This window comes from Pseudomonas sp. IT-347P (genome assembly GCF_949768005.1).
Taxonomy (GTDB): Bacteria; Pseudomonadota; Gammaproteobacteria; order Pseudomonadales; family Pseudomonadaceae; genus Aquipseudomonas.
The window spans coordinates 224,136-245,459 of record NZ_CATKPQ010000058.1; the positions used below are offsets into that span (position 1 = coordinate 224,136).

Annotated in this window: 23 protein-coding genes; 18 read left to right on the forward strand and 5 right to left on the reverse strand. The window is 59.2% G+C overall.

Annotation, left to right across the window (positions count from 1 at the left end; all coding sequences use genetic code 11):
* Positions 1-98: 98 nt before the first annotated feature.
* Both ACM6IV_RS25260 and ACM6IV_RS25265 read left to right on the forward strand, forming a co-directional pair.
* Positions 99-404 carry a DUF6482 family protein gene (locus tag ACM6IV_RS25260; protein WP_414872110.1) on the forward strand — a complete coding sequence of 102 codons (306 nt, stop codon included), beginning with the start codon at positions 99-101 and terminating at the stop codon, positions 402-404.
* Positions 405-525: 121 nt separating this feature from the next.
* A complete protein-coding gene (locus ACM6IV_RS25265) occupies positions 526-1,143 on the forward strand; it encodes an FKBP-type peptidyl-prolyl cis-trans isomerase (protein WP_093098187.1) in 618 nt (205 codons plus the stop codon).
* A gap of 161 nt (positions 1,144-1,304) precedes the next feature.
* On the opposite strand, the gene ACM6IV_RS25270 is transcribed toward ACM6IV_RS25265, so the two are convergent.
* From ACM6IV_RS25270 to ACM6IV_RS25280, 3 genes are all read right to left on the reverse strand, one after another.
* Positions 1,305-1,562 (reverse strand): hypothetical protein, encoded by a 258-nt coding sequence (locus ACM6IV_RS25270; RefSeq protein ID WP_414872111.1) that lies wholly within the window; start codon positions 1,560-1,562, stop codon positions 1,305-1,307.
* Positions 1,563-1,768: 206 nt separating this feature from the next.
* On the reverse strand, positions 1,769-2,110 hold the full coding sequence (locus tag ACM6IV_RS25275; protein WP_016986200.1) for a zinc ribbon domain-containing protein YjdM: 342 nt from the start codon (positions 2,108-2,110) through the stop codon (positions 1,769-1,771).
* Between the two features lie 196 nt (positions 2,111-2,306).
* On the reverse strand, positions 2,307-3,275 hold the full coding sequence (locus ACM6IV_RS25280; protein ID WP_007909817.1) for a polyprenyl synthetase family protein: 969 nt from the start codon (positions 3,273-3,275) through the stop codon (positions 2,307-2,309).
* A gap of 239 nt (positions 3,276-3,514) precedes the next feature.
* Here ACM6IV_RS25280 and rplU point away from each other — a divergent pair, with 239 nt between their 5' ends.
* From rplU to ACM6IV_RS25305, 5 genes are all read left to right on the forward strand, one after another.
* On the forward strand, positions 3,515-3,829 hold the full coding sequence (rplU, locus tag ACM6IV_RS25285) for a 50S ribosomal protein L21 (protein ID WP_007950961.1): 315 nt from the start codon (positions 3,515-3,517) through the stop codon (positions 3,827-3,829).
* 34 nt (positions 3,830-3,863) lie between these two features.
* On the forward strand, positions 3,864-4,121 hold the full coding sequence (gene rpmA / locus ACM6IV_RS25290) for a 50S ribosomal protein L27 (protein WP_003176049.1): 258 nt from the start codon (positions 3,864-3,866) through the stop codon (positions 4,119-4,121).
* A 193-nt stretch (positions 4,122-4,314) separates the two neighbouring features.
* Entirely contained in the window at positions 4,315-5,538 is a 1,224-nt protein-coding gene (gene cgtA, locus ACM6IV_RS25295) for an Obg family GTPase CgtA (protein WP_016773122.1), read from the forward strand.
* 123 nt (positions 5,539-5,661) lie between these two features.
* Positions 5,662-6,780, forward strand: a complete 1,119-nt coding sequence (gene proB / locus ACM6IV_RS25300; RefSeq protein ID WP_414872112.1) for a glutamate 5-kinase — start codon at positions 5,662-5,664, stop codon at positions 6,778-6,780.
* A 10-nt stretch (positions 6,781-6,790) separates the two neighbouring features.
* On the forward strand, positions 6,791-7,258 hold the full coding sequence (locus tag ACM6IV_RS25305) for a CreA family protein (RefSeq protein WP_414872113.1): 468 nt from the start codon (positions 6,791-6,793) through the stop codon (positions 7,256-7,258).
* A gap of 181 nt (positions 7,259-7,439) precedes the next feature.
* On the opposite strand, the gene rpsT is transcribed toward ACM6IV_RS25305, so the two are convergent.
* Positions 7,440-7,712, reverse strand: a complete 273-nt coding sequence (gene rpsT, locus ACM6IV_RS25310; protein WP_003228351.1) for a 30S ribosomal protein S20 — start codon at positions 7,710-7,712, stop codon at positions 7,440-7,442.
* Positions 7,713-7,964: 252 nt separating this feature from the next.
* On the opposite strand from rpsT, the gene murJ reads away from it, so the two are divergent.
* The 6 genes from murJ to ispH all read left to right on the forward strand — a co-directional run bounded on the left by murJ (position 7,965) and on the right by ispH (position 15,461).
* Positions 7,965-9,503, forward strand: a complete 1,539-nt coding sequence (gene murJ, locus ACM6IV_RS25315; protein WP_414872114.1) for a murein biosynthesis integral membrane protein MurJ — start codon at positions 7,965-7,967, stop codon at positions 9,501-9,503.
* A 129-nt stretch (positions 9,504-9,632) separates the two neighbouring features.
* Positions 9,633-10,571, forward strand: coding sequence for a bifunctional riboflavin kinase/FAD synthetase (ribF, locus tag ACM6IV_RS25320; RefSeq protein WP_414872115.1), 939 nt, complete (start codon positions 9,633-9,635; stop codon positions 10,569-10,571).
* 13 nt (positions 10,572-10,584) lie between these two features.
* Positions 10,585-13,416, forward strand: coding sequence for an isoleucine--tRNA ligase (gene ileS, locus ACM6IV_RS25325; RefSeq protein ID WP_414872116.1), 2,832 nt, complete (start codon positions 10,585-10,587; stop codon positions 13,414-13,416).
* Positions 13,409-13,921, forward strand: a complete 513-nt coding sequence (gene lspA, locus ACM6IV_RS25330) for a signal peptidase II (RefSeq protein WP_414872117.1) — start codon at positions 13,409-13,411, stop codon at positions 13,919-13,921. Before ileS ends, lspA begins: the two co-directional genes overlap by 8 nt.
* Before the next feature lie 7 nt (positions 13,922-13,928).
* Positions 13,929-14,366, forward strand: coding sequence for an FKBP-type peptidyl-prolyl cis-trans isomerase (fkpB, locus tag ACM6IV_RS25335; RefSeq protein WP_172828167.1), 438 nt, complete (start codon positions 13,929-13,931; stop codon positions 14,364-14,366).
* 150 nt (positions 14,367-14,516) lie between these two features.
* Positions 14,517-15,461 (forward strand): 4-hydroxy-3-methylbut-2-enyl diphosphate reductase, encoded by a 945-nt coding sequence (gene ispH / locus ACM6IV_RS25340; protein ID WP_007909838.1) that lies wholly within the window; start codon positions 14,517-14,519, stop codon positions 15,459-15,461.
* Here ispH and ACM6IV_RS25345 read toward each other — a convergent pair.
* Complete coding sequence (locus ACM6IV_RS25345) at positions 15,433-15,987, reverse strand: GspH/FimT family pseudopilin (protein ID WP_414872118.1); 555 nt, start codon at positions 15,985-15,987, stop codon at positions 15,433-15,435. The genes ispH and ACM6IV_RS25345 overlap by 29 nt on opposite strands.
* Before the next feature lie 130 nt (positions 15,988-16,117).
* Between ACM6IV_RS25345 and ACM6IV_RS25350 the strand changes: the two genes are divergently transcribed.
* Genes ACM6IV_RS25350 through ACM6IV_RS25370 form a run of 5 tightly spaced genes read left to right on the forward strand, consistent with a single transcriptional unit; the run spans position 16,118 to position 21,314 of the window.
* Complete coding sequence (locus ACM6IV_RS25350) at positions 16,118-16,591, forward strand: GspH/FimT family pseudopilin (protein ID WP_414872119.1); 474 nt, start codon at positions 16,118-16,120, stop codon at positions 16,589-16,591.
* Complete coding sequence (gene pilV / locus ACM6IV_RS25355) at positions 16,588-17,037, forward strand: type IV pilus modification protein PilV (protein ID WP_414872120.1); 450 nt, start codon at positions 16,588-16,590, stop codon at positions 17,035-17,037. Before ACM6IV_RS25350 ends, pilV begins: the two co-directional genes overlap by 4 nt.
* Positions 17,034-17,747, forward strand: coding sequence for a PilW family protein (locus tag ACM6IV_RS25360; RefSeq protein ID WP_414872121.1), 714 nt, complete (start codon positions 17,034-17,036; stop codon positions 17,745-17,747). The genes pilV and ACM6IV_RS25360 overlap by 4 nt, the downstream gene beginning before the upstream one ends.
* 11 nt (positions 17,748-17,758) lie before the next feature.
* Entirely contained in the window at positions 17,759-18,238 is a 480-nt protein-coding gene (locus tag ACM6IV_RS25365; RefSeq protein ID WP_414872122.1) for a PilX N-terminal domain-containing pilus assembly protein, read from the forward strand.
* Positions 18,225-21,314, forward strand: coding sequence for a pilus assembly protein (locus tag ACM6IV_RS25370; RefSeq protein ID WP_414872123.1), 3,090 nt, complete (start codon positions 18,225-18,227; stop codon positions 21,312-21,314). Before ACM6IV_RS25365 ends, ACM6IV_RS25370 begins: the two co-directional genes overlap by 14 nt.
* Positions 21,315-21,324 lie beyond the last annotated feature (10 nt).

A 21,324-nucleotide genomic window follows, 5' to 3' on the forward strand; every position in this document is an offset into this window, starting at 1 on the left:
TGCGAAACAGACGGGCGGTGTCGTTTGTGGCTTGTACTTTGGTGCGCGCGGGCATATCCCTGTAGAGGTCCTGATTCGTCACTGCGTGAGGTGCGTTCATGAACCTGCAAGAGCTGAATGCGTTTGCCATCGCCAGGAAAGTCGATGAGTTGAACCTGATCTCCATGGAAGGCGGAATTTATCTGCTCGAGGCGCGGATGCACGGGGCGGCGTATCCGTTGAGTGATCTCAAGGGCAACATGCTGACGCTGCGTTCAGTGGAGCATGCGCGGGATTTGCTGCATGGCTTTCCGCAGACACCGTTCAACCTTGTCCACACCTCGGTCCATGACGAAATGTGTGGCCTGGCCGGCAGTATCGATGAAAGCCTGAAGGTGCCGCTCGCCTGGCGTTCAGCCCTGTAGGCCTTGCGCGCCATCGCCGGGCATCTGTGCTAGTCTGCTCGCCCTTTTGGTTCCGGGCGCGCCGGGACGCGCTGTGCACGCACGGCAAGTCTTGTGGCCGTCCGCACAGCGGAGCAGTGTCATGTCCGAAGTAAATCTGTCCACCGACGAAACCCGCGTCAGCTACGGCATCGGCCGTCAGCTGGGTGACCAGTTGCGCGACAACCCGCCACCGGGCGTTAGCCTGGACGCGATCCTGGCTGGTCTGACCGACGCGTTCGCCGGCAAGGAAAGCCGTGTGGGTCAGGAAGAAATGTCCGCCAGCTTCAAGGTTATCCGCGAGATCATGCAAGCCGAAGCCGCTGCCAAAGCTGAAGCCGCTGCTGGTGAAGGCCTGGCTTTCCTGGCTGAAAACGCCAAGCGTGACGGCATCACCACGCTGGCTTCCGGCCTGCAATTCGAAGTGCTGACCCAGGGCGACGGCGCCAAGCCGACCCGTGAAGACCAAGTACGTACCCACTACCACGGCACCCTGATCGACGGCACTGTGTTCGACAGCTCCTACGAGCGTGGCCAGCCTGCAGAATTCCCGGTTGGCGGCGTGATCGCTGGCTGGACCGAAGCTCTGCAACTGATGAATGCCGGCAGCAAATGGCGTCTGTACGTGCCGAGCGAACTGGCTTACGGCGCTCAGGGCGTTGGCAGCATCCCGCCGCACAGCGTTCTGGTATTCGACGTCGAGTTGCTGGACGTTCTGTAAGACCTCATTGTTGGAGCGGGCTCGGCATGTGGGAGCGGGCTCGGCATGTGGGAGCGGGCTTGCTCGCGAAAGCGGTGTGTCATTCAACGATGATGTTGAATGTTATGGCCTCTTCGCGAGCAAGCCCGCTCCCACAGGGCTCGCTCCGACATATTGCATTTTCATAATTCGATCTTGTGATGCAGCTCACTGGTCGGGCGCAAGGCCCGGGCATAGCAGAACAGGAACAGATTGCGCACCAGCTCCTTGAGCACCAAAGGCTCGCTGGAATTCAGGCCGCTGACGTCCAGATCCCCTTGTTCTTGCAGCTCATGCAGGGCTTCTTCTTCAAGCACCGCGCAGACTTCACCGGTTTCCCGATGGAGGATTCTGAGGTAAGGGTGTGGGCGATCCAGCCAGGCGTCGATCAGATAAGTCATGTTCTCATCTCCATTGAAGGTGTTTGATGAGAATAATTCTTATTATCTAAATAGCAAGCGCCTATTGGCAGATTGTGGATTTTTCCGGGTAAAGATTGCGTAAGGTCAAGACGGCTGGCGTTTGGCTATTGTGCGGTTCGCTGGGGGCAAAAGCGGGGAGGGTGAAGCTCCATCCCACGGCTGGCGCGGGATGGATGACAGCCGATTCAGACTTTTCTGACGAACTCGGATTTGAGCTTCATCGGGCCGATGCCGTCGATCTTGCAGTCGATGTCGTGGTCGCCATCGCACAGGCGGATGTTCTTGACCTTGGTGCCGACCTTGACCACCAACGAGGTGCCCTTGACCTTCAGGTCCTTGATCACGGTGATGGTGTCACCGTCCTGCAGAACGTTGCCGACCGAATCTTTCTTCACGGCATCATCGGACGCCACTTCGGCTTCGCCGCTGGCGGACCACTCGTGGGCGCACTCCGGACATACCAGTTGGGTGCCGTCTTCGTAGGTGTATTCGGAATTGCATTTCGGGCAGGGTGGCAACGTGCTCACTAAGGCTCCTTGGGTGTGGATCGCTAAAAGTCGCACATTGTATAGGGTTTTACGCGCAGGAGGGCATAGTGCAGAAACAACTATGGGAGCGACGGTGCGACGATTCGACCTGCTTGCGAAAGCGGTGTGTCAGTCAACATTGATGTCGATTGGCAGATTGCTTTCGCGAGCAGGCTCGCTCCCACAGGGAGTTGAATCAGTGCGTGCGGGCGACCGCGAACTCGCTCAGTTCAACCAGCGCATCGCGGTATTCGCTGGCCGGCAGCGCTTCGAGGCACTTGATCGCGCGGGCCACGTAATCACGGGCCAGTTGCGCGGTGTACTCCAGCGAACCGGAAGCTTCGACGGCAATGCGGATGCTTTCCAGGTCTTCGATCCCGCCTTTCTGGATCGCCTGACGCACCAGGGCAGCCTGTTCCGGCGTGCCTTCACGCATGGTGTAGATCAGTGGCAGGGTCGGTTTGCCTTCGGCCAGATCGTCACCGACGTTCTTGCCCAGGGTTTCCGCGTCGCCCTTGTAGTCGAGCAGGTCGTCGACCAGTTGGAACGCCACGCCCAGGTGATCGCCGAAAGTACGCAAGGCTTCGCTTTGCTCGGCGGTAGCTCCGGCCAGTGCGGCGGCGCTATGGGTCGAAGCTTCGAAGAGCATCGCAGTCTTGCCGCGGATGACTTCCATGTAGGTTTCTTCGGTGGTGCTGGCGTCGCGCACCTTGGACAGCTGCAACACTTCGCCTTCGGCGATGATGCGCGTGGCCTGGGACAGGATCTTCATCACCGGCATCGAGCCCAGTTCGACCATCATTTCGAACGAGCGCGAGTACAGGAAGTCACCGACCAGCACGCTCGGGGCGTTGCCCCACATGGCGTTGGCAGTCGAACGGCCACGGCGCATGCCGGACATGTCGACCACGTCGTCATGCAGCAGGGTGGCGGTGTGCAGGAATTCGATGGTGGCGGCCAGCAGGCGCATGTCATCGCCTTCGCGACCCAGGGCCTTGCCACACAGCAACACTAATAAAGGACGCAGACGCTTGCCGCCAGCCGAGGTGATGTAATCGCCGATTTTCGATACCAGCGGTACTCGGGAAGTCAGCTGCTTCTTGATGATGCCGTCGACGGCGCTAAAATCGTCCGCCACCGCGCGGTAGAAAGCTTGGGGTTGCATCAGCGAGAGTCGCTCCAGAAGGGTTGCGCGGCATGCTAGGACCCCCGTCCAGACCTGTCAAGGCGCGATAGACGGCTACTTGCAAGCCTGCGGCACCTTGCGTACAATCGCGCACCCTGAACTTCCTGGGCAGCACCTGCCTTACGCAATTGCAACGGGCCTTCCAGCCTTATGCAGCCATGCCAGCCAATACCTCTTCTTATAAAGAGCTGGGTGAGCAGGATTATCGGAGAAATACCATGTCTTATGCAGTAATCGTTACTGGCGGCAAGCAGTACAAAGTCGCCCCAGGTGAATACCTGAAGATCGAAAAACTGGAAGTCGCCACTGGCGAATCCGTTACCTTTGATCGCGTTCTGTTGGTTGCCAATGGCGACGACGTGAATATCGGCGCTCCAGTTGTTGCTGGCGCTACCGTTGTGGCTGAAGTGATCTCCCAAGGTCGTCACGATAAAGTCCGCATCATCAAGTTCCGTCGCCGTAAGCACCACATGAAGCGTATGGGCCACCGCCAGTGGTACACCGAGATCAAAATCACCGGTATTCAGGCTTAATTTCAGCCTAATTCCTCACTAGGAGAATTGACTCATGGCACACAAAAAAGCTGGTGGTAGTACCCGTAACGGTCGCGACTCAGAAGCCAAACGCCTTGGCGTTAAGATGTATGGCGGCCAGAAAATCATTCCGGGCAACATCATCGTGCGTCAGCGCGGCACCCAATTCCACGCTGGCTACGGCGTTGGCATGGGTAAGGATCACACCCTCTTCGCGAAAATCGAAGGCGTGATCAAGTTTGAAGTAAAAGGCGCGTTCAACCGCCGTTACGTGAGCGTTGTCGCAGCTTAATTGCGCGATCGCTGGAAAAGCCCTGTCTCGCGACGGGGCTTTTTCGTTTGTGGGGTGAGTCTCTTGCAAAACTGTTTGTATGGGCTGTCGGCGTGCGATACGTGTCGTGTTTTGGGGTCGCTGCGCTCATTTTTGCAAGAGTCTTATGTCTTGATTGTTTTTCGGCTCGTCCGTACGGCGAGAGGCGTTGGTTATGAAGTTTGTTGATGAAGTATCGATTCGCGTAAAGGCTGGTGACGGCGGCAATGGCGCCATGAGTTTCCGTCGGGAAAAATTCATCGAAAACGGTGGCCCGAACGGCGGTGATGGCGGTGACGGCGGTTCCATCTACATGATGGCCGACGAAAACCTCAACACCCTGGTCGACTACCGTTACACCCGGCACTTCGATGCCGAGCGTGGTTCCAACGGCGGCAGCACTGACTGCACCGGCAAGAAAGGCGAAGACCTGATCCTGCGCGTGCCGGTCGGCACCACGGTGATCGACTCCGCCACGCAGGAAGTGATCGGCGACCTGACCAAGGCGGGTCAGAAATTGATGGTCGTGCAGGGCGGCTGGCACGGGCTGGGCAACACCCGTTTCAAATCCAGTACCAACCGTGCGCCGCGTCAGACCACGCCGGGCAAACCAGGCGAGCAGCGTGATCTGAAACTGGAAATGAAAGTGCTGGCTGACGTCGGTCTGCTGGGTTTGCCGAACGCCGGTAAAAGTACCTTTATCCGCTCCGTTTCGGCCGCCAAGCCGAAAGTTGCTGATTACCCGTTTACCACGCTGGTGCCGAACCTGGGCGTGGTCAGCGTCGATCGCTGGAAGAGTTTCGTCATTGCCGATATTCCGGGACTGATCGAAGGCGCTTCCGATGGTGCCGGCCTGGGGATTCGCTTCCTCAAGCACTTGGCGCGTACGCGTCTGCTGCTGCACCTCGTCGACATGGCGCCGCTGGATGACAGCAGTGCGCCGGATGCCGCTGAAGTGATCGTCAACGAGTTGATCAAGTTCAGCCCGTCCCTGGCAGAGCGTGATCGTTGGCTGGTGCTGAACAAGTGCGACCAGATCCTTGAAGAAGAGCACGATGCTCGCGTCAAGGAGATCGTTGATCGCCTGGAGTGGACCGGTCCGGTCTACGTGATCTCGGCGATCGCCAAGATCGGCACCGAGCGTTTGTGCCACGACATCATGCGTTACATGGAAGATCGCGCCGATCGCTTGGCCGCAGACCCTGCGTACAAGGAAGAGCTGGCCGATCTCGATCAGCGCATCGAAGACGAAGCGCGTGCGCAACTGCAGGCGCTGGATGACAAGCGTGCCCTGCGTCGCAGCGGCGTGAAGTCCGTCCATGACATCGGTGACGATGATTGGGACGAAGAGGATGTGGATGACGAAGACGGTCCGGAAATCATTTACGTGCGTGACTGATTCGTTGCAGTAAACTTAAGCGCCGCTCAATCGAGCGGCGTTTTAGTATCTGGAAATCGCAAGTCACAAATAACGTCATGGGCGGCGCTGGGTCGCGCTGCCCTCAAGCTAAGGTTGAAGATGATGCGGAGCAAGGTGACAGGTGCGCAGCGTTGGGTCGTGAAGATCGGCAGCGCTTTGCTGACAGCCGATGGCAAAGGGCTGGATCGCGCGGCAATGAGTGTCTGGGTCGAGCAGATGGTGGCCTTGCATGAGGCTGGCGTCGAGTTGGTGCTGGTGTCCTCCGGGGCGGTGGCGGCCGGCATGAGTCGTTTGGGCTGGACCGCACGACCCAGTGCGATGCACGAGCTCCAGGCGGCCGCAGCTATTGGCCAGATGGGTCTGGTGCAGGCGTGGGAATCGAGCTTCGCTGAACATGGCCGGCACACGGCGCAGATTCTCCTGACCCACGACGACCTGTCAGACCGCAAGCGCTACCTGAACGCTCGTAGCACCCTGCGAGCCTTGGTCGAGCTGAAAGTCATCCCGGTGATAAACGAAAACGACACCGTGGTCACCGACGAGATCCGTTTCGGCGACAACGATACGCTGGCGGCGCTGGTGGCCAACCTGGTCGAGGCGGATTTGCTGGTGATCCTGACCGATCGCGATGGCATGTTCGACGCCGATCCGCGTAACAATCCCCAGGCGCAGCTGATTTACGAAGCGCGCGCGGATGATCCGGGGCTCGATGCGGTGGCAGGCGGCACGGGCGGTGCGCTGGGGCGTGGCGGCATGCAAACCAAGCTGCGTGCGGCGCGACTGGCGGCGCGCTCCGGTGCGCACACCATCATTGTCGGTGGGCGGCTTGAGCGTGTGCTCGATCGCCTGAAGGCGGGCGAGCGCATTGGTACGCTGCTGTCGCCTGAGCGCGGCATGCTTGCAGCGCGCAAGCAGTGGCTGGCCGGGCATCTACAGACTCGCGGCACGCTGGTGCTGGATGAGGGTGCGGTGTCGGCGTTGTCCAAAGGCAACAAAAGCCTGCTGCCCGTCGGTGTGAAATTGGTGCAGGGCAGTTTCCGTCGCGGCGAAATGGTGGTTTGCGTGGCGCCCGATGGTCGCGAGATTGCCCGAGGCCTGGCCAACTACAGTGCGCTGGAAGCACAAAAAATCATCGGTCAGTCGTCTGATGCGATTGTCGGTTTGCTCGGTTACATGGCGGAGCCTGAGTTGGTTCACCGTGACAACCTGATTCTGGTTTAAGGAAAACTCGATGCATTTAGCGAAAGGATTGTTGGGCTTGCTGATGGCGATGCCATTGCTGGCCTCGGCTGAGGAAATCGGTCAGGTGTCGACGGTGTTCAAATTCGTCGGGCCGAACGACCGCATTGTGGTCGAAGCTTTCGATGATCCGAAAGTTGAAGGGGTGACCTGCTACCTGTCGCGCGCCAAGACGGGCGGTGTGAAGGGTGGTTTGGGTCTGGCTGAGGATCGCGCGGAAGCGTCGATCGCTTGTCGCCAGGTCGGCCCGATCAAGTTCAAGGGTGATCTGAAGGACGGCGATGAGGTGTTCAAGGAGCGCACTTCGCTGGTATTCAAGACCATGCAAGTGGTGCGTTTCCTCGACAAGAAGCGCAATACGCTGGTGTATCTGGTTTACAGCGATCGTTTGATCGAGGGCAGTCCGCAGAATGCCGTGACCGCGATCCCGATTCTGCCGTGGGTGCCGGTCCAGCAATAACACCGCAAAACTAACTGTGGGAGCGGGCTTGCTCGCGAAAGCGGTCTTTCAGTTGATATCGCTATCAACTGATACGTCCCCTTCGCGAGCAAGTCCGCTCCCACATTTTTTGTGCTGGATTTACTAAATCACAGGCAATAAAAAACCGACCCTAAGGTCGGTTTTTTAATGACTACGTCGATTAAGCAGCTTCTTTCAGCGCTTTGACGTGGCCATTCAGGCGGCTCTTATGGCGAGCAGCCTTGTTCTTGTGGATGATGCCTTTATCGGCCATACGGTCGATAACTGGCACAGCCAGAACGTATGCAGCTTGAGCTTTTTCAGCGTCTTTTGCGTCGATGGCTTTAACTACATTCTTGATGTAGGTGCGAACCATGGAACGCAGGCTGGCGTTGTGGCTGCGACGCTTCTCAGCCTGTTTTGCACGTTTTTTGGCGGAAGGTGAGTTGGCCACCGTCGAGCTCCTCGAAAGACTTTTTAGGAAATAGCAAACAAAATAGGCCGCGAATCATGCCGATGAAGAGAAGTCTTGTCAAGGGCACTTGAAACGTTCCGCTAAGTGGTAGGTATAAAGAGGCGGGATATTTATTTCCGGCGCTTGACCTGTAAACTCGCGAGCTTTGGCTCTGTGCTGCTGCGGCGCGGAGTATCGCACAAGTAGGCGCTTTGTTCGCCTGCTGTTTATCGACAGGCACAAATTCCCTCAATGAATCTGCTCAAATCGTTGGCCGCCGTCAGCTCTATCACGATGCTCTCCCGGATTCTGGGCTTTGTTCGTGACACGCTGATTGCTCGTACATTCGGCGCCGGAATGGCGACGGACGCCTTCTTCATTGCCTTCAAACTGCCCAATCTGCTGCGGCGTATCTTCGCCGAGGGGGCGTTCTCTCAGGCCTTTGTGCCGATTCTGGCTGAATACAAAAGCCAGCAGGGCGAGGAGGCGACCCGTACCTTTATTGCTTACGTCTCGGGCCTGCTGACGCTGGTATTGGCGGTGGTGACGGCGCTGGGCATGATCGCCGCGCCCTGGGTGATCTGGGCCACGGCTCCGGGGTTTACCGATACGCCGGAAAAATTCCAGCTGACGTCCGACCTGCTGCGGGTAACCTTCCCTTATATATTGCTGATCTCCCTTTCATCGCTGGCCGGGGCCATCCTCAATACCTGGAACCGTTTCTCGGTGCCGGCCTTTGTGCCGACGTTGCTTAACGTCAGCATGATCGTGTTTTCGCTGTTCCTCACGCCGTACTTCGACCCGCCAGTGATGGCGCTGGGCTGGGCGGTATTGGTGGGTGGTCTGGCGCAGTTGCTCTATCAACTGCCGCACCTGAAAAAAATCGGCATGCTGGTGCTGCCGCGTCTGAATCTGCGCGACACCGGCGTCTGGCGCGTGATGAAGCAGATGCTGCCGGCGATTCTCGGCGTCTCGGTCAGCCAGATTTCGCTGATCATCAACACCATCTTCGCCTCGTTTCTGGTTGCGGGCTCGGTGTCGTGGATGTATTACGCCGACCGCTTGATGGAGCTGCCATCCGGTGTGCTGGGTGTGGCCTTGGGCACAATCCTGCTGCCAACGCTGGCGAAAACCTATGCGAGCAAAGACCGCCACGAATATTCGCGAATCCTCGATTGGGGCCTGCGCCTGTGCTTCGTGCTGGTGCTCCCGTGTGCGCTGGCGCTAGGGATTCTCGCCGAGCCGCTGACCGTTTCGCTGTTCCAGTACGGTCAATTCAGTGGCTTCGACGCCGAAATGACCCAGCGCGCATTGATTGCCTATTCTGTCGGTCTGCTCGGGATTATCGTAATCAAAGTGCTGGCGCCGGGCTTCTATGCGCAACAGAACATTCGTACGCCGGTGAAAATCGCGATCTTCACGCTGGTGTGCACTCAACTGTTCAACCTGGCATTGATCGGTCCGCTGGCCCATGCCGGTCTGGCGCTGGCAATCAGTGCCGGTGCCTGTCTGAACGCCGGGTTGCTGTTCTATCAACTGCGCAAGCAGAAGATGTATCAGCCGCAGCCAGGCTGGGGGAAATTCGCTTTCAAACTGGTCGTCGCAGTGACCGTGATGTCGGCGGTGCTGCTGGCCGGTATGCATTTCATGCCCGCTTGGGATGAAGGGCACATGCTCGAACGCTTTATGCGCCTGGGCGCCCTGGTGATTGCCGGGGTGGTGGCGTATTTCGGTATGTTGCTGCTGCTGGGTTTCCGTCTGCGCGACTTCAATCGCAAGGCCTTGAGCTAAGGTTTTACCCTTTATAAACAGGCTCGGGCCGGCAGTTTTGTCGGCTCGTTCACTTTGCGTTACGGTGTTGCCTGTCGTCGACCGTCGGGTGTGGTTATAATCGACCACTTTATGAGCAAGAAGCGCGTTATGCAGCTGGTTCGAGGCCTTCACAACTTGCGCCCCCAGCATCGGGGCTGCGTCGCCACTATTGGCAACTTTGACGGTGTTCATCGTGGTCACCAGGCTATCCTGGCCCGACTGCGTGAGCGCGCGCTCGAGTTGGGCGTACCCGCCTGCGTGGTGATTTTCGAGCCGCAGCCACGGGAATTCTTTGCCCCCGACACCGCGCCGGCGCGTCTGGCCCGATTGCGCGACAAGCTGCAGCTGCTGGCCGCCGAGGGTGTTGACCGGGTGTTGTGCCTGGCTTTCAACCAGCGCTTGAGCAAGCTCAGCGCCAGTGAGTTCGTCGACACCATCCTCGTCGATGGCCTCGGTGTGCAGCATCTGGAGGTCGGCGACGATTTCCGCTTCGGTTGCGATCGCCTCGGCGATTTCGATTTCCTGATGCAAGCCGGGCAAGTTCACGGTTTTACCGTCGAAGCCGCGCAAACCGTCGAGCTGGACGGCATTCGCGTCAGCAGCACCCAGGTGCGTAACGCCTTGGCTGCCGCCGATTTTGCCTTGGCTGAACGTTTGCTCGGTCGCCCGTACCGCATTGCCGGTCGCGTGCTGCATGGCCAGAAACTGGCCCGGCAACTGGGTACGCCCACTGCCAACATTCAACTCAAGCGTCGTCGCGTGCCGTTCACCGGGGTGTACCTGGTGGATGTCGATATCGACGGCAAGACCTGGCCCGGTGTCGCCAATATTGGTGTGCGGCCCACGGTACAAGGTGATGGCAAGGCCCACCTTGAAGTCCATCTTCTAGATTTTGCCGGCGATCTGTATGACCGGCGTTTGACGGTGGTTTTCCACCAGAAGCTGCGCGAAGAGCAGCGTTTCGCCTCCCTGGAGGCATTGAAAACGGCGATCAATGCGGATGTCGCCACCGCCCGTGCACTAGCCGCACCTAGCGCCCATCGCTAATGAAGAGCCTTAAATGACCGACTATAAAGCCACGCTAAACCTTCCGGACACCGCCTTCCCAATGAAGGCCGGCCTGCCACAGCGCGAACCGCAGATCCTGCAGCGCTGGGACAGTATTGGCCTGTACGGAAAGTTGCGCGAGATTGGCAAGGATCGTCCGAAGTTCGTTCTGCACGACGGCCCTCCGTATGCCAACGGCACGATCCACATCGGTCACGCACTGAACAAGATTCTCAAGGACATGATCATCCGCTCGAAAACCCTTTCGGGTTTCGACGCGCCGTACGTTCCGGGTTGGGACTGCCACGGCCTGCCGATCGAGCACAAGGTTGAAGTGACCCACGGCAAGAACCTGGGCGCGGACAAGACCCGCGAACTGTGCCGTGCCTACGCCACCGAGCAGATCGAAGGGCAGAAGTCCGAATTCATCCGTCTCGGCGTGCTGGGCGACTGGGCCAACCCGTACAAGACCATGAACTTCAAGAACGAGGCCGGTGAAATCCGCGCTCTCGCCGAAATCGTCAAGGGCGGTTTCGTGTTCAAGGGCTTGAAGCCGGTGAACTGGTGCTTCGACTGCGGTTCGGCCTTGGCCGAAGCTGAAGTCGAGTACGAGAACAAGAAGTCTTCGACCATCGACGTGGCTTTCCCGATCGCTGACGAAGCCCGACTGGCTGCCGCGTTCGGTCTGCCGTCGTTGAGCAAACCGGCGTCGATCGTGATCTGGACCACCACCCCGTGGACCATCCCGGCCAACCAGGCGCTGAACGTTCACCCGGAGTTCAACTACGCGCTGGTTGATATCGGTGACAAGCTGCTGGTGCTGGCGGAAGAACTGGTCGAGGCCTGCCTGGCGCGCTATGGCGTCGAAGGCTCGGTCATCGCGACCACCACCGGTAAACAACTGGAACTGATCAACTTCCGTCACCCGTTCTACGACCGTCTGTCGCCGGTGTACCTGGCTGACTACGTCGAACTGGGCGCTGGCACCGGTGTGGTTCACTCCGCTCCGGCTTACGGCGTGGACGACTTCGTGACCTGCAAGAAATACGGCATGGTCAACGACGACATTCTTAACCCGGTGCAGAGCAACGGTGTGTACGTGCCGTCGCTGGAATTCTTCGGCGGCCAGTTCATCTGGAAGGCCAACCCGGCCATCGTCGACAAGCTGACTGAGGTCGGTGCGCTGATGCACACCACCGTCATCGAACACAGCTACATGCACTGCTGGCGCCACAAGACCCCGCTGATCTACCGCGCGACTGCGCAGTGGTTCATCGGCATGGACAAAGAGCCAACCAGCGGCGACACCCTGCGTGTGCGCTCGCTCAAAGCCATCGAAGACACCAGGTTCCTCCCGGCCTGGGGCCAGGCGCGCCTGCACTCGATGATTGCCAACCGTCCGGACTGGTGCATCTCGCGTCAGCGCAACTGGGGCGTGCCGATCCCGTTCTTCCTCAACAAGGAAAGCGGCGAGCTGCACCCACGCACCGTCGAGCTGATGGAAGAAGTTGCCAAGCGCGTTGAAGTCGAAGGCATCGAAGCCTGGTTCAAGATGGACGCCGCCGAACTGCTCGGTGACGAAGCGCCGCTGTACGACAAGATCAGCGACACCCTCGATGTCTGGTTCGATTCGGGCACCACGCACTGGCACGTCCTGCGCGGTTCGCACCCGATGGGTCACGAGAGCGGCCCGCGTGCCGATCTGTACCTGGAAGGTTCCGACCAGCACCGTGGCTGGTTCCACTCGTCGCTGCTGACCGGTTGCGCCATCGACAACCACGCGCCGTACCGCGAACTGCTGACTCACGGTTTCACCGTTGACGAAGCGGGCCGCAAGATGTCCAAGTCTTTGGGTAACGTCATCGCGCCGCAGAAGGTCAACGACACCCTGGGCGCCGACATCATGCGTCTGTGGGTCGCTTCGACTGACTACTCGGGCGAAATGGCGGTATCCGACCAGATCCTGCAACGCAGTGCGGACGCCTATCGTCGTATCCGCAACACCGCACGCTTCCTGCTTTCGAACCTGAGCGGTTTCAACCCGGCCACCGACATCCTGCCGGCCGAAGACATGCTCGCGCTGGATCGTTGGGCGGTCGACCGCACCTTGCTGCTGCAGCGCGAGCTGCAAGAGCACTACGGCGAATACCGTTTCTGGAACGTCTACTCGAAGATCCACAACTTCTGCGTGCAGGAGCTGGGCGGTTTCTACCTCGACATCATCAAGGACCGTCAGTACACCACTGGCGCCAACAGCAAGGCCCGCCGTTCGGCGCAAACCGCGCTGTTCCACATCTCCGAAGCGCTGGTGCGCTGGATCGCACCGATCCTCGCCTTCACTGCCGACGAACTGTGGGAGTACCTGCCGGGCGAGCGTAACGAATCGGTCATGCTCAATACCTGGTACGAAGGTCTGACCGAACTGCCGGAAGGCTTCGAGCTGGGTCGTGAGTACTGGGATCGCATCATGGAAGTTAAGGTTGCGGTCAACAAAGAGATGGAAATCCAGCGCGCGGCCAAAGCCGTCGGTGGCAACCTGCAAGCCGAGGTGACGCTGTACGCCGAAGATGCCCTGAGCGCCGACCTGGTCAAGCTGAGCAATGAGTTGCGCTTTGTCCTGATCACCTCGACGGCCAGCGTGGCGCCTTTTGTGCAGGCACCTGCTGACGCGGTAACCACCGAAGTCAGCGGTCTGAAACTGAAGATCGTCAAATCGGCGTTCCCGAAATGCGCCCGTTGCTGGCACTGCCGCGAAGACGTTGGTGTGAACCCGGAGCATCCGGAAATCTGCGGTCGTTGCGTCGACAACATCAGCGGCGCTGGCGAGGTTCGTCACTATGCCTGATGCCGTTGGCCGTTTTGGACGGTTGAGCTGGCTGTGGTTGAGCTTGCTGGTTCTGGTCATTGACCAGGCCAGCAAGTTCTACTTCGAAGGCAAGCTCGAAATGTTCCAGCAGATCGTGATCATTCCCGATTACTTCAGCTGGACCCTGGCCTACAACACCGGCGCTGCCTTCAGCTTTTTGGCTGACAGCTCCGGCTGGCAGCGTTGGCTATTCGCCCTGATCGCGATTGTGGTCAGTGCGGTGCTGGTGGTCTGGCTCAAGCGTCTGGGCCGCAACGATACCTGGCTGGCAGTCGCGCTGGCGCTGGTGCTGGGCGGTGCGCTGGGCAATCTGTATGACCGCATTGCCTTGGGCCATGTGATCGACTTCATTCTGGTGCACTGGCAGAACCGCTGGTACTTCCCGGCGTTCAACTTCGCCGACAGCGCCATCACCGTGGGTGCGGTGATGCTGGCACTGGATATGTTCAAAAGTAAAAAGACCGGAGAAGCCGTTCATGACTGAACAGGTATTGGCTGAACAACGCATCGGCCAGAACACGGAAGTCACTTTGCACTTTGCATTGCGCCTGGAGAACGGCGACACCGTCGACAGTACGTTCGACAAAGCCCCGGCGACCTTCAAGGTCGGCGACGGCAACCTGCTGCCGGGTTTCGAAGCGGCGCTGTTCGGCTTCAAGGCCGGCGATAAACGCACGCTGACCGTCGAGCCAGAAAACGCCTTCGGCCAGCCGAACCCGCAGAACGTGCAGATCATCCCGCGTTCGCAGTTCGTTGATATGGAGTTGTCGCCGGGTTTGCTGGTGATCTTCAACGATGCGGCCAATACTGAGCTGCCGGGTGTGGTGAAGGAGTTCGACGACACGCAAGTGACCATCGATTTCAACCACCCGCTGGCAGGCAAGACGCTGACCTTTGACGTCGAGATCATCAACGTTAAAGCGATCTAACTGACTCTATGAAGTCAAATGTGGGAGCGAGCTTGCTCGCGAATGCGGTGTGCCAGCCAACAGTAATGTTGCAGGTGATGGCCTCTTCGCGAGCAAGCTCGCTCCCACAATGTTTTTAACTGTTTTCGCGCGCAAGACACGAGGCACAGCATGCAAATCAAACTCGCCAACCCCCGTGGCTTCTGCGCCGGCGTGGACCGGGCGATCGAAATCGTCAACCGCGCCCTGGAAGTATTCGGGCCGCCGATCTATGTGCGTCACGAAGTGGTGCACAACAAGTTCGTCGTCGAAGACCTGCGCAGCCGCGGGGCGATCTTCGTCGAAGAGCTGGATCAGGTGCCGGATGACGTCATCGTGATCTTCAGTGCCCACGGCGTCTCCCAGGCCGTACGTACCGAAGCCGCTGGCCGTGGCTTGAAAGTATTCGACGCTACCTGTCCGCTGGTGACCAAGGTGCACATCGAAGTGGCGAAATACAGCCGCGATGGCCGTGAGTGCATCCTGATCGGCCACGCCGGTCACCCGGAAGTCGAAGGCACCATGGGCCAGTACGATGGCAGCAATGGCGGCGCGATCTACCTCGTCGAGGACGAGAAAGACGTCGCCGAGTTGCAGGTGCATAACCCGGACAAACTGGCGTTCGTCACCCAGACCACGCTGTCGATGGACGACACCAGTCGAGTTATCGATGCGCTGCGCACGCGCTTCCCGGCCATCGGCGGTCCGCGCAAGGACGACATCTGCTACGCCACGCAAAACCGCCAGGACGCGGTCAAGCAACTGGCTGACGAGTGCGACGTGGTGCTGGTGGTCGGTAGTCCGAACAGCTCCAACTCCAATCGTCTGCGTGAGCTGGCCGAACGTATGGCCACGCCGGCCTATCTGATCGACGGCGCCGAAGATTTGCAAAAGAGCTGGTTCGATGGTGTTGAGCGTATCGGCATCACCGCCGGTGCTTCCGCGCCGGAAGTGCTGGTGCGCGGCGTGATTCAGCAACTGCAGGCCTGGGGTGCCACCGGTGCCGATGAACTGGCCGGTCGCGAAGAGAACATCACGTTCTCGATGCCTAAAGAGTTGCGCGTGCGTTCGATCTGACACCTTGCGTTGTTTGACACAGCGCCTGTTCAGCCTCTTCGCTGTTCAGGCGCACGCGACCGGTCGCCGCCAGTACAATCTGGCGCTGGCTGAGCGGCTTGCGGGCCGAGCAGACATGTAAGGTCCCTGCCTGAAATGCCCGCCCGGGCATCAGCGGTTGCCCCAGACTGCTGAAGCGTACGTAACGACTCACTGACCCATTGCCGACAATCGGCACCCGCGTGTCATTCGCACGCTCTTGCAGCAGCGGATTGCTGCTGTCTTTCGGTCCTTTGCCGCTGATATCCAGAATGATCCGCCAGCCCTGACTCCAGTCACCGTTGATGCCATGAATCACCACGCTCTGATTGCGCGTGATAGCCAGCGTACGCGCGTTGCGAAGGCCATCGAGCAGGGATTGCGCCGCCTGATCCCGATGGTTCGATTCTCTGAGAGTGGCGAACGCCGGGCTGACCAGCAGCAGAACAATTGCGCCAATCGCCAGTCCCATAAGCAGTTCGATCAGGCTGAAACCCTGTTGCGACATGAAAACTCCCTCCATGGAGTGTGATGCGCGGCGCGCTCCGTGCGCCGGGCAGGTCAAATCAACCGACGCGGGCCGGTTGAATGTTCTAGCGTGTAGAAGCAGGTATAGCCGACGGCAACGGAGGGCATTGATGGATCTTCGTACAAAAGGTTTCACGCTGATCGAGTTGTTGGTCGCGATCGCGATCTTCGTGATCCTGCTCACCCTGGCGGTGCCGGCGTTCACCCGTTCGGTACAGAGCAGCAAGGCTGATACCGAGATGGGCGACCTGCAACGGGCGATCAATTTCGCCAGGCTCGAAGCCATCGACCGTGGCACCACTCTGCGCCTGCGTCCGACCGCCGGCGGCAGCGTGTGGACCGGTGAGTTGTCGGTCTACGACGGTACTGGCACGTCGGCCAATGTGTTGCGGGTTGTTCCGGCGATGAGCAGCGGCGCGACTCTGACGCTACCCTCAGGAGTGACCGCACTCGATTTCAACAACCTTGGCGGTCTGGCGGCACCGTCGACGGCGGTGGTCATCAGTTACACGCTGGGCACGCAGGGCAGGACGCTGAACGTGTGTTTGAACGGACGAATTCAATTGGGTGGAACTTGCGGATGAGGGCAGGGAGTCAACACGCACAGCAGGGTATGACGCTGATTGAAGTGCTGATCGCGTTGCTGATTCTGACGGTCGGCCTGTTGGGCGCGGCGGCGGTGCAACTGAATGCGCTGAAGTACACCGACAGCTCGCGGATGACCAGCCAGGCCAGTTTCATCGCCTACGACATGATGGACCGCATTCGCGCCAACTCCGGTGCTGACTACACCGTCACGCCGCCGACTTCGGGCAATCTCAGTGTTGCGCGAGATCAGGATCTCTACGATTTCTCCACCAATATCATCAATTTCGGCGGGCCGACGGCGACCGGCACCATCACCCTCAATCAGCGCGTGTACACCATCACGATCAACTGGAGCGATGCGCGGGCAGCCAATACTGCCAGTGCTCAGCGCAGTTTCGTCCTGAGCAGTCGCGCCGCCGTCGATCCGGTGGCTACACCATGAGGCGCCATCAGCGTGGTTTCGGCCTGATCGAAATGCTCATCGCCCTGGCATTGGGGCTGATCGTGGTGTTGGGCGTGGTGCAGATTTTCATCGCGGCGAAAAACACCTATGTCAGCCAGAACAGCGCCGCCGCGATGCAGGAAGACGCGCGGTTCGTGTTGAGCAAAATGATTCAGGAAATCCGCATGGTCGGAATGTTCGGTTGCCTGGGCACTATTCTCGACTCAAGCTCTGCGGGCGACTTCAACGCTGCGCAGGTCACGCCGATCAGTTGGGACAACGCCAATCTGAAACTGACGCTGGTCACTGCCGATATCGGCAGCGGTGGGGGCACACCGACCTGGACGGTGATTTCCGATTGCCGCAACAGTGCGATGGCTTATACCGGCTTGCGATCACCGGCGAGCGGGCAGATCGCCTTCCCGATCCGGCGGCTGATCTACAGCTTCAGCAACAATCAGATTCTCATGGGCACCGGCAGCGGTACGCCGACGCAGCAGGTGCTGGTGAACAACGTCAGTGCGTTCAACGTCACTTTTGGTCTCGCCAGCTCCGCAACGGATGTGGCGGCCTCGACTTACAGCGCCAACCCCGGCGACCCGGCGCGCATCCGCAGTGTGCGCCTGAGCCTGACCCTCACCGATCCGAGCAATCGGGTGCGCAATCAAACCTTCAACGTGGTTGCGGCATTGCGCAATCGCTTGCAGTGAGGGAGGCGGTGATGAGGATTTCCTTGCAACAACGTCAGGCACAGCGCGGTATGGTCCTGCTGGTCAGCCTGGTGTTTCTTCTGTTGCTGACCCTGATCGGTTTGTCGTCGATGCAAAGCGCCAACCTGCAGGAGAAAATGGCCGGCAGCGTCAGTCTGCGCAATCAGTCGTTCCAGACTGCCGAGGCGGCTTTGCGTGTCGGCGAGAGCGCTGTGCAACTGGACAGTTATGCGCTGGCGGTGTGCAGCGGCACGACCCAATGTGCGCCGCCGGCGGAGTCGTCAGTGGTCAATTCAGCCGGTTTCAATTCGACCTCCGGGGTGACCTGGATCGCCACCGGTAATGGCTTTTACGGTGTTCAGAACATCGGCACGACCCTGACGGCGGTAAATGTGCCGAGCAATACCTCGGCGACGCTATATCGCGTCACCGCTGTCGGCATCGCCGGTAGTTCGCGCAGTGTGGTGGAGAGTGTCTATGCGAAGTATTGAACGCTCCGCGTCGCTGCTGCTCGGCATGCTGCTGAGCCTTTATCTGGCGACGCCGGCGTGGGCGTTCACGCCGTCCGATTCACCGCTGCTGAGCGCAGCTGCGGTGGCGCCGAATGTGATGCTGCTGATTGACGACTCGGGGAGTATGAACAGTATCATTTACGCCGCCGGATTTGATCCGAACATCAACCGCACTCCGGCCCGGCAGTGCAATGCCTTCCTCGGATTGTGCTCTGCGCTCAATGCTCCGCAGATCACCGGCGACACGGTGTTTCTATCGAGCCTGCCGACTTCCGGGTGTTCGGGCGGCGCCTATGCGTTCTACAACAACAGCGTGGCACCGTTGTGTCTGAAGCTTCCCGACCCCGTAGGCAATGAGAACACCCGGTATTCCGCCGATTACATTTCCTGGATTGTCAGCCAGGCTATCAGCAACGGCACTCGTGATTTCACCACCGGCGCGATTCCCAACGATTACCGAATGAATGTTGCGCGTAACGTTTCCACAGCATTGGTCAGCAGTAACCGCACCTTGCGCATGGGCTTGTCGACGTTCAACCCGGCCACCAGTAGCAATTCGGGCAATGGCGGATTCATAGCCCGGTCGATTACCGATTTGTCGCCCGTCACGGGCAGCGTGACTCAGGCCCAGGCCGACACCAACTACAACGCGCTGATTTCATCGATCAACGGCTTGAACGCCGTGGCCAATACACCATTGGCCGAAACCTACTACGAAGTCACCCGCTACATGCGCGGCCTGGCGCCTTATTACAACGGCACGCCAGCGACCTATACCAGCCCGATTCAGTACCGCTGTCAGAAAAACTACGGCGTGGTGATTACCGATGGCTTGCCGACCTACGACCGCACCTTCCCCACCAACGACCCGTTGGGTGGCAGCCGTTTGCCGAACTGGGACGGTGTCAACAATGATGGCAGCAACCTCAACGGTGATGGTGAAGGGGACACGCTGTATCTGGATGACATCGCCAAGTTTGCCTTCGATATCGACATGCGTTCGGCCGGCACCGATGCAGCGGGCAAGAGCTGGAATGCGGTGGATTTTCCCAAACAGAACATGAACACCTACACAGTAGGGTTCGCGGCGGATAACGACATGTTGTCCGACGCCGCCAGCTATGGGCAGGGCAGGTATTACCAGGCGACCGACAGCTCGGGACTCAATGCGGCTTTATCTTCGGCACTGAGTGACATTACCTCCAAGGCCGGCTCTGGTGGCAGCGGCGTCACCAGCGGCACGACGCTGGCCAGTGGCACCAGTTATTTCCAGACCAGTTACGACCCGAAGGATTGGCGTGGGACGATCAAGTCATTCGGCTTCACGGCGGCTGGTGCGGTGAATACCTCTGCCACCCTGTGGAACACCGATACCACCATTGTCCCCAGTGCTACCGCACCGACCTTCCAGTCGTGGAACACAGCGAGCAACGCAGCGGTCAGCCTGGCCTTCGGCAATTTTTCCCTGCCTCAACAGACCACGCTCAGCCAGGGCCTGCCCACCGGCATCACTGGCAACGATCTGGTGGAGTGGAGCAAAGGCACCAACAAGGCCGGCCTGAAAGTGCGCAGCGTATTGCTCGGCGACATTATCAATTCGCCTCTGGTGCTAGCGTCGCCCACGGAGAAAACTGCATCCGACCTCTCGGGCGACACTACCTACAGCACCTACCTGACCACCAAGGCGAACACCATGAGCGCCAGTCTGGTGGTGAATGCCAACGACGGCTTCGTCAACGTCATCAACTCGGCCAATGGCACTCGACGCTACGCTTATATGCCGTCCAGCGTATTGCCGTCACTGCGGTTCATTGCCGATCCGAACTACGTCAACGGTGTCAGCCACAAGTTTCTCGTCGACGGTCAGGTCGGCGTGTACGACGCGCAAATCAGCGGCGCGTGGAAAACCCTGGCCATCGGTGGCACCGGTGCCGGCGGCAAAACTTTCTACGCGCTGCAGTTGTTCGACGCCTCGGCGGGGAACGTGATGCGCGCCTTGTGGGAGGTCAGCGCACCGGCCACTGCCAGCACGGCCAACGCTTTCAATGATCTGGGTTATGCCTACGCCCGTCCGGAAGTGGCACGCTTGGCCGATGGGCGCTGGGCTGCATTTATCGCCAACGGTTACGGCAGCAACTCAGGGGTGGCTGCGTTGTATGTGCTGGATGTGCGCGACGGTTCGCTGATCAGGAAAATCGTCATCGACAATACGGAAACCACTAACGGTTTGTCTTCGGTAAAACTCAAGGTCAACTCACAGAACGTCGTGCAGGCCGCTTATGGCGGTGACTTGAAAGGGCGTTTGTGGAAGTTCGACTTGAGCGCGACCTCGACGGACAGTTGGGGCGTAGCGTTTTCCGGCAAGCCGCTGTTCACCACCGCCGGCGGAGCGACCCAGCCGATCACTGCGCAACCGTTGCTGGCGGACAATTCGCTCGGCGGCAAACAGATTTTCTTCGGCACCGGTAAATTCAACGAAACGGCCGACAAGACCAACAAGGATCTGCAAGCGTTCTATTCGGTATGGGACGCCGACGGCGGCTCGGGACAGCTCACGGTCAGCAGTTTGCAGGCGCAGGCCATCACGGGCGTGTTCTCCGGCAGTACCGGGCAGTTCGTGACGACGACGCAAAACGACACGATCTATCCGGGAGAGAAGGGCTGGTACCTGCCCTTGGTGTATAACAACGCGCTGACCGGCGAACGGGTGATCAATCAGGCCAGTCTGGTGCTCGGGCGGATCATCTTCACCACCGCCAGCGTCGACACCACCGACCCGTGTTCCAGTTTTGGTACCGGCAAACTGGTCGAGCTCGATGGGTTCAGCGGTAAGATGCTCAACTACGCGGTGCTCGACACCAACGCCGATGGCGTGGTCGACAGCAACGACACGATTTCCAGTGGCGTGGTGTTCACCGGCGGCATTCCGACCCTGAATGCCATCGTCAACGGCGCCACGCGCAAGATTGTGAATGACTCCAGCGGCGGCATTACCACGCTGGTGGAAAAATCCGGCGGCGGCAGCCGTCGTATCATGTGGCGACAAATACAGTAAGCGAGAGTTG

Coding starts and splice junctions, on each gene's coding strand:
- ACM6IV_RS25260 (WP_414872110.1), top strand. CDS start 99: ATGAACCTGCAAGAGCTGAATGCGTTTGCCATCGCCAGGAAAGTCGAT.
- ACM6IV_RS25265 (WP_093098187.1), top strand. CDS start 526: ATGTCCGAAGTAAATCTGTCCACCGACGAAACCCGCGTCAGCTACGGC.
- ACM6IV_RS25270 (WP_414872111.1), bottom strand. CDS start 1,562: ATGACTTATCTGATCGACGCCTGGCTGGATCGCCCACACCCTTACCTC.
- ACM6IV_RS25280 (WP_007909817.1), bottom strand. CDS start 3,275: ATGCAACCCCAAGCTTTCTACCGCGCGGTGGCGGACGATTTTAGCGCC.
- rplU (WP_007950961.1), top strand. CDS start 3,515: ATGTCTTATGCAGTAATCGTTACTGGCGGCAAGCAGTACAAAGTCGCC.
- rpmA (WP_003176049.1), top strand. CDS start 3,864: ATGGCACACAAAAAAGCTGGTGGTAGTACCCGTAACGGTCGCGACTCA.
- cgtA (WP_016773122.1), top strand. CDS start 4,315: ATGAAGTTTGTTGATGAAGTATCGATTCGCGTAAAGGCTGGTGACGGC.
- proB (WP_414872112.1), top strand. CDS start 5,662: ATGCGGAGCAAGGTGACAGGTGCGCAGCGTTGGGTCGTGAAGATCGGC.
- ACM6IV_RS25305 (WP_414872113.1), top strand. CDS start 6,791: ATGCATTTAGCGAAAGGATTGTTGGGCTTGCTGATGGCGATGCCATTG.
- murJ (WP_414872114.1), top strand. CDS start 7,965: ATGAATCTGCTCAAATCGTTGGCCGCCGTCAGCTCTATCACGATGCTC.
- ribF (WP_414872115.1), top strand. CDS start 9,633: ATGCAGCTGGTTCGAGGCCTTCACAACTTGCGCCCCCAGCATCGGGGC.
- ileS (WP_414872116.1), top strand. CDS start 10,585: ATGACCGACTATAAAGCCACGCTAAACCTTCCGGACACCGCCTTCCCA.
- lspA (WP_414872117.1), top strand. CDS start 13,409: ATGCCTGATGCCGTTGGCCGTTTTGGACGGTTGAGCTGGCTGTGGTTG.
- ispH (WP_007909838.1), top strand. CDS start 14,517: ATGCAAATCAAACTCGCCAACCCCCGTGGCTTCTGCGCCGGCGTGGAC.
- ACM6IV_RS25345 (WP_414872118.1), bottom strand. CDS start 15,987: ATGTCGCAACAGGGTTTCAGCCTGATCGAACTGCTTATGGGACTGGCG.
- ACM6IV_RS25350 (WP_414872119.1), top strand. CDS start 16,118: ATGGATCTTCGTACAAAAGGTTTCACGCTGATCGAGTTGTTGGTCGCG.
- pilV (WP_414872120.1), top strand. CDS start 16,588: ATGAGGGCAGGGAGTCAACACGCACAGCAGGGTATGACGCTGATTGAA.
- ACM6IV_RS25360 (WP_414872121.1), top strand. CDS start 17,034: ATGAGGCGCCATCAGCGTGGTTTCGGCCTGATCGAAATGCTCATCGCC.
- ACM6IV_RS25365 (WP_414872122.1), top strand. CDS start 17,759: ATGAGGATTTCCTTGCAACAACGTCAGGCACAGCGCGGTATGGTCCTG.
- ACM6IV_RS25370 (WP_414872123.1), top strand. CDS start 18,225: ATGCGAAGTATTGAACGCTCCGCGTCGCTGCTGCTCGGCATGCTGCTG.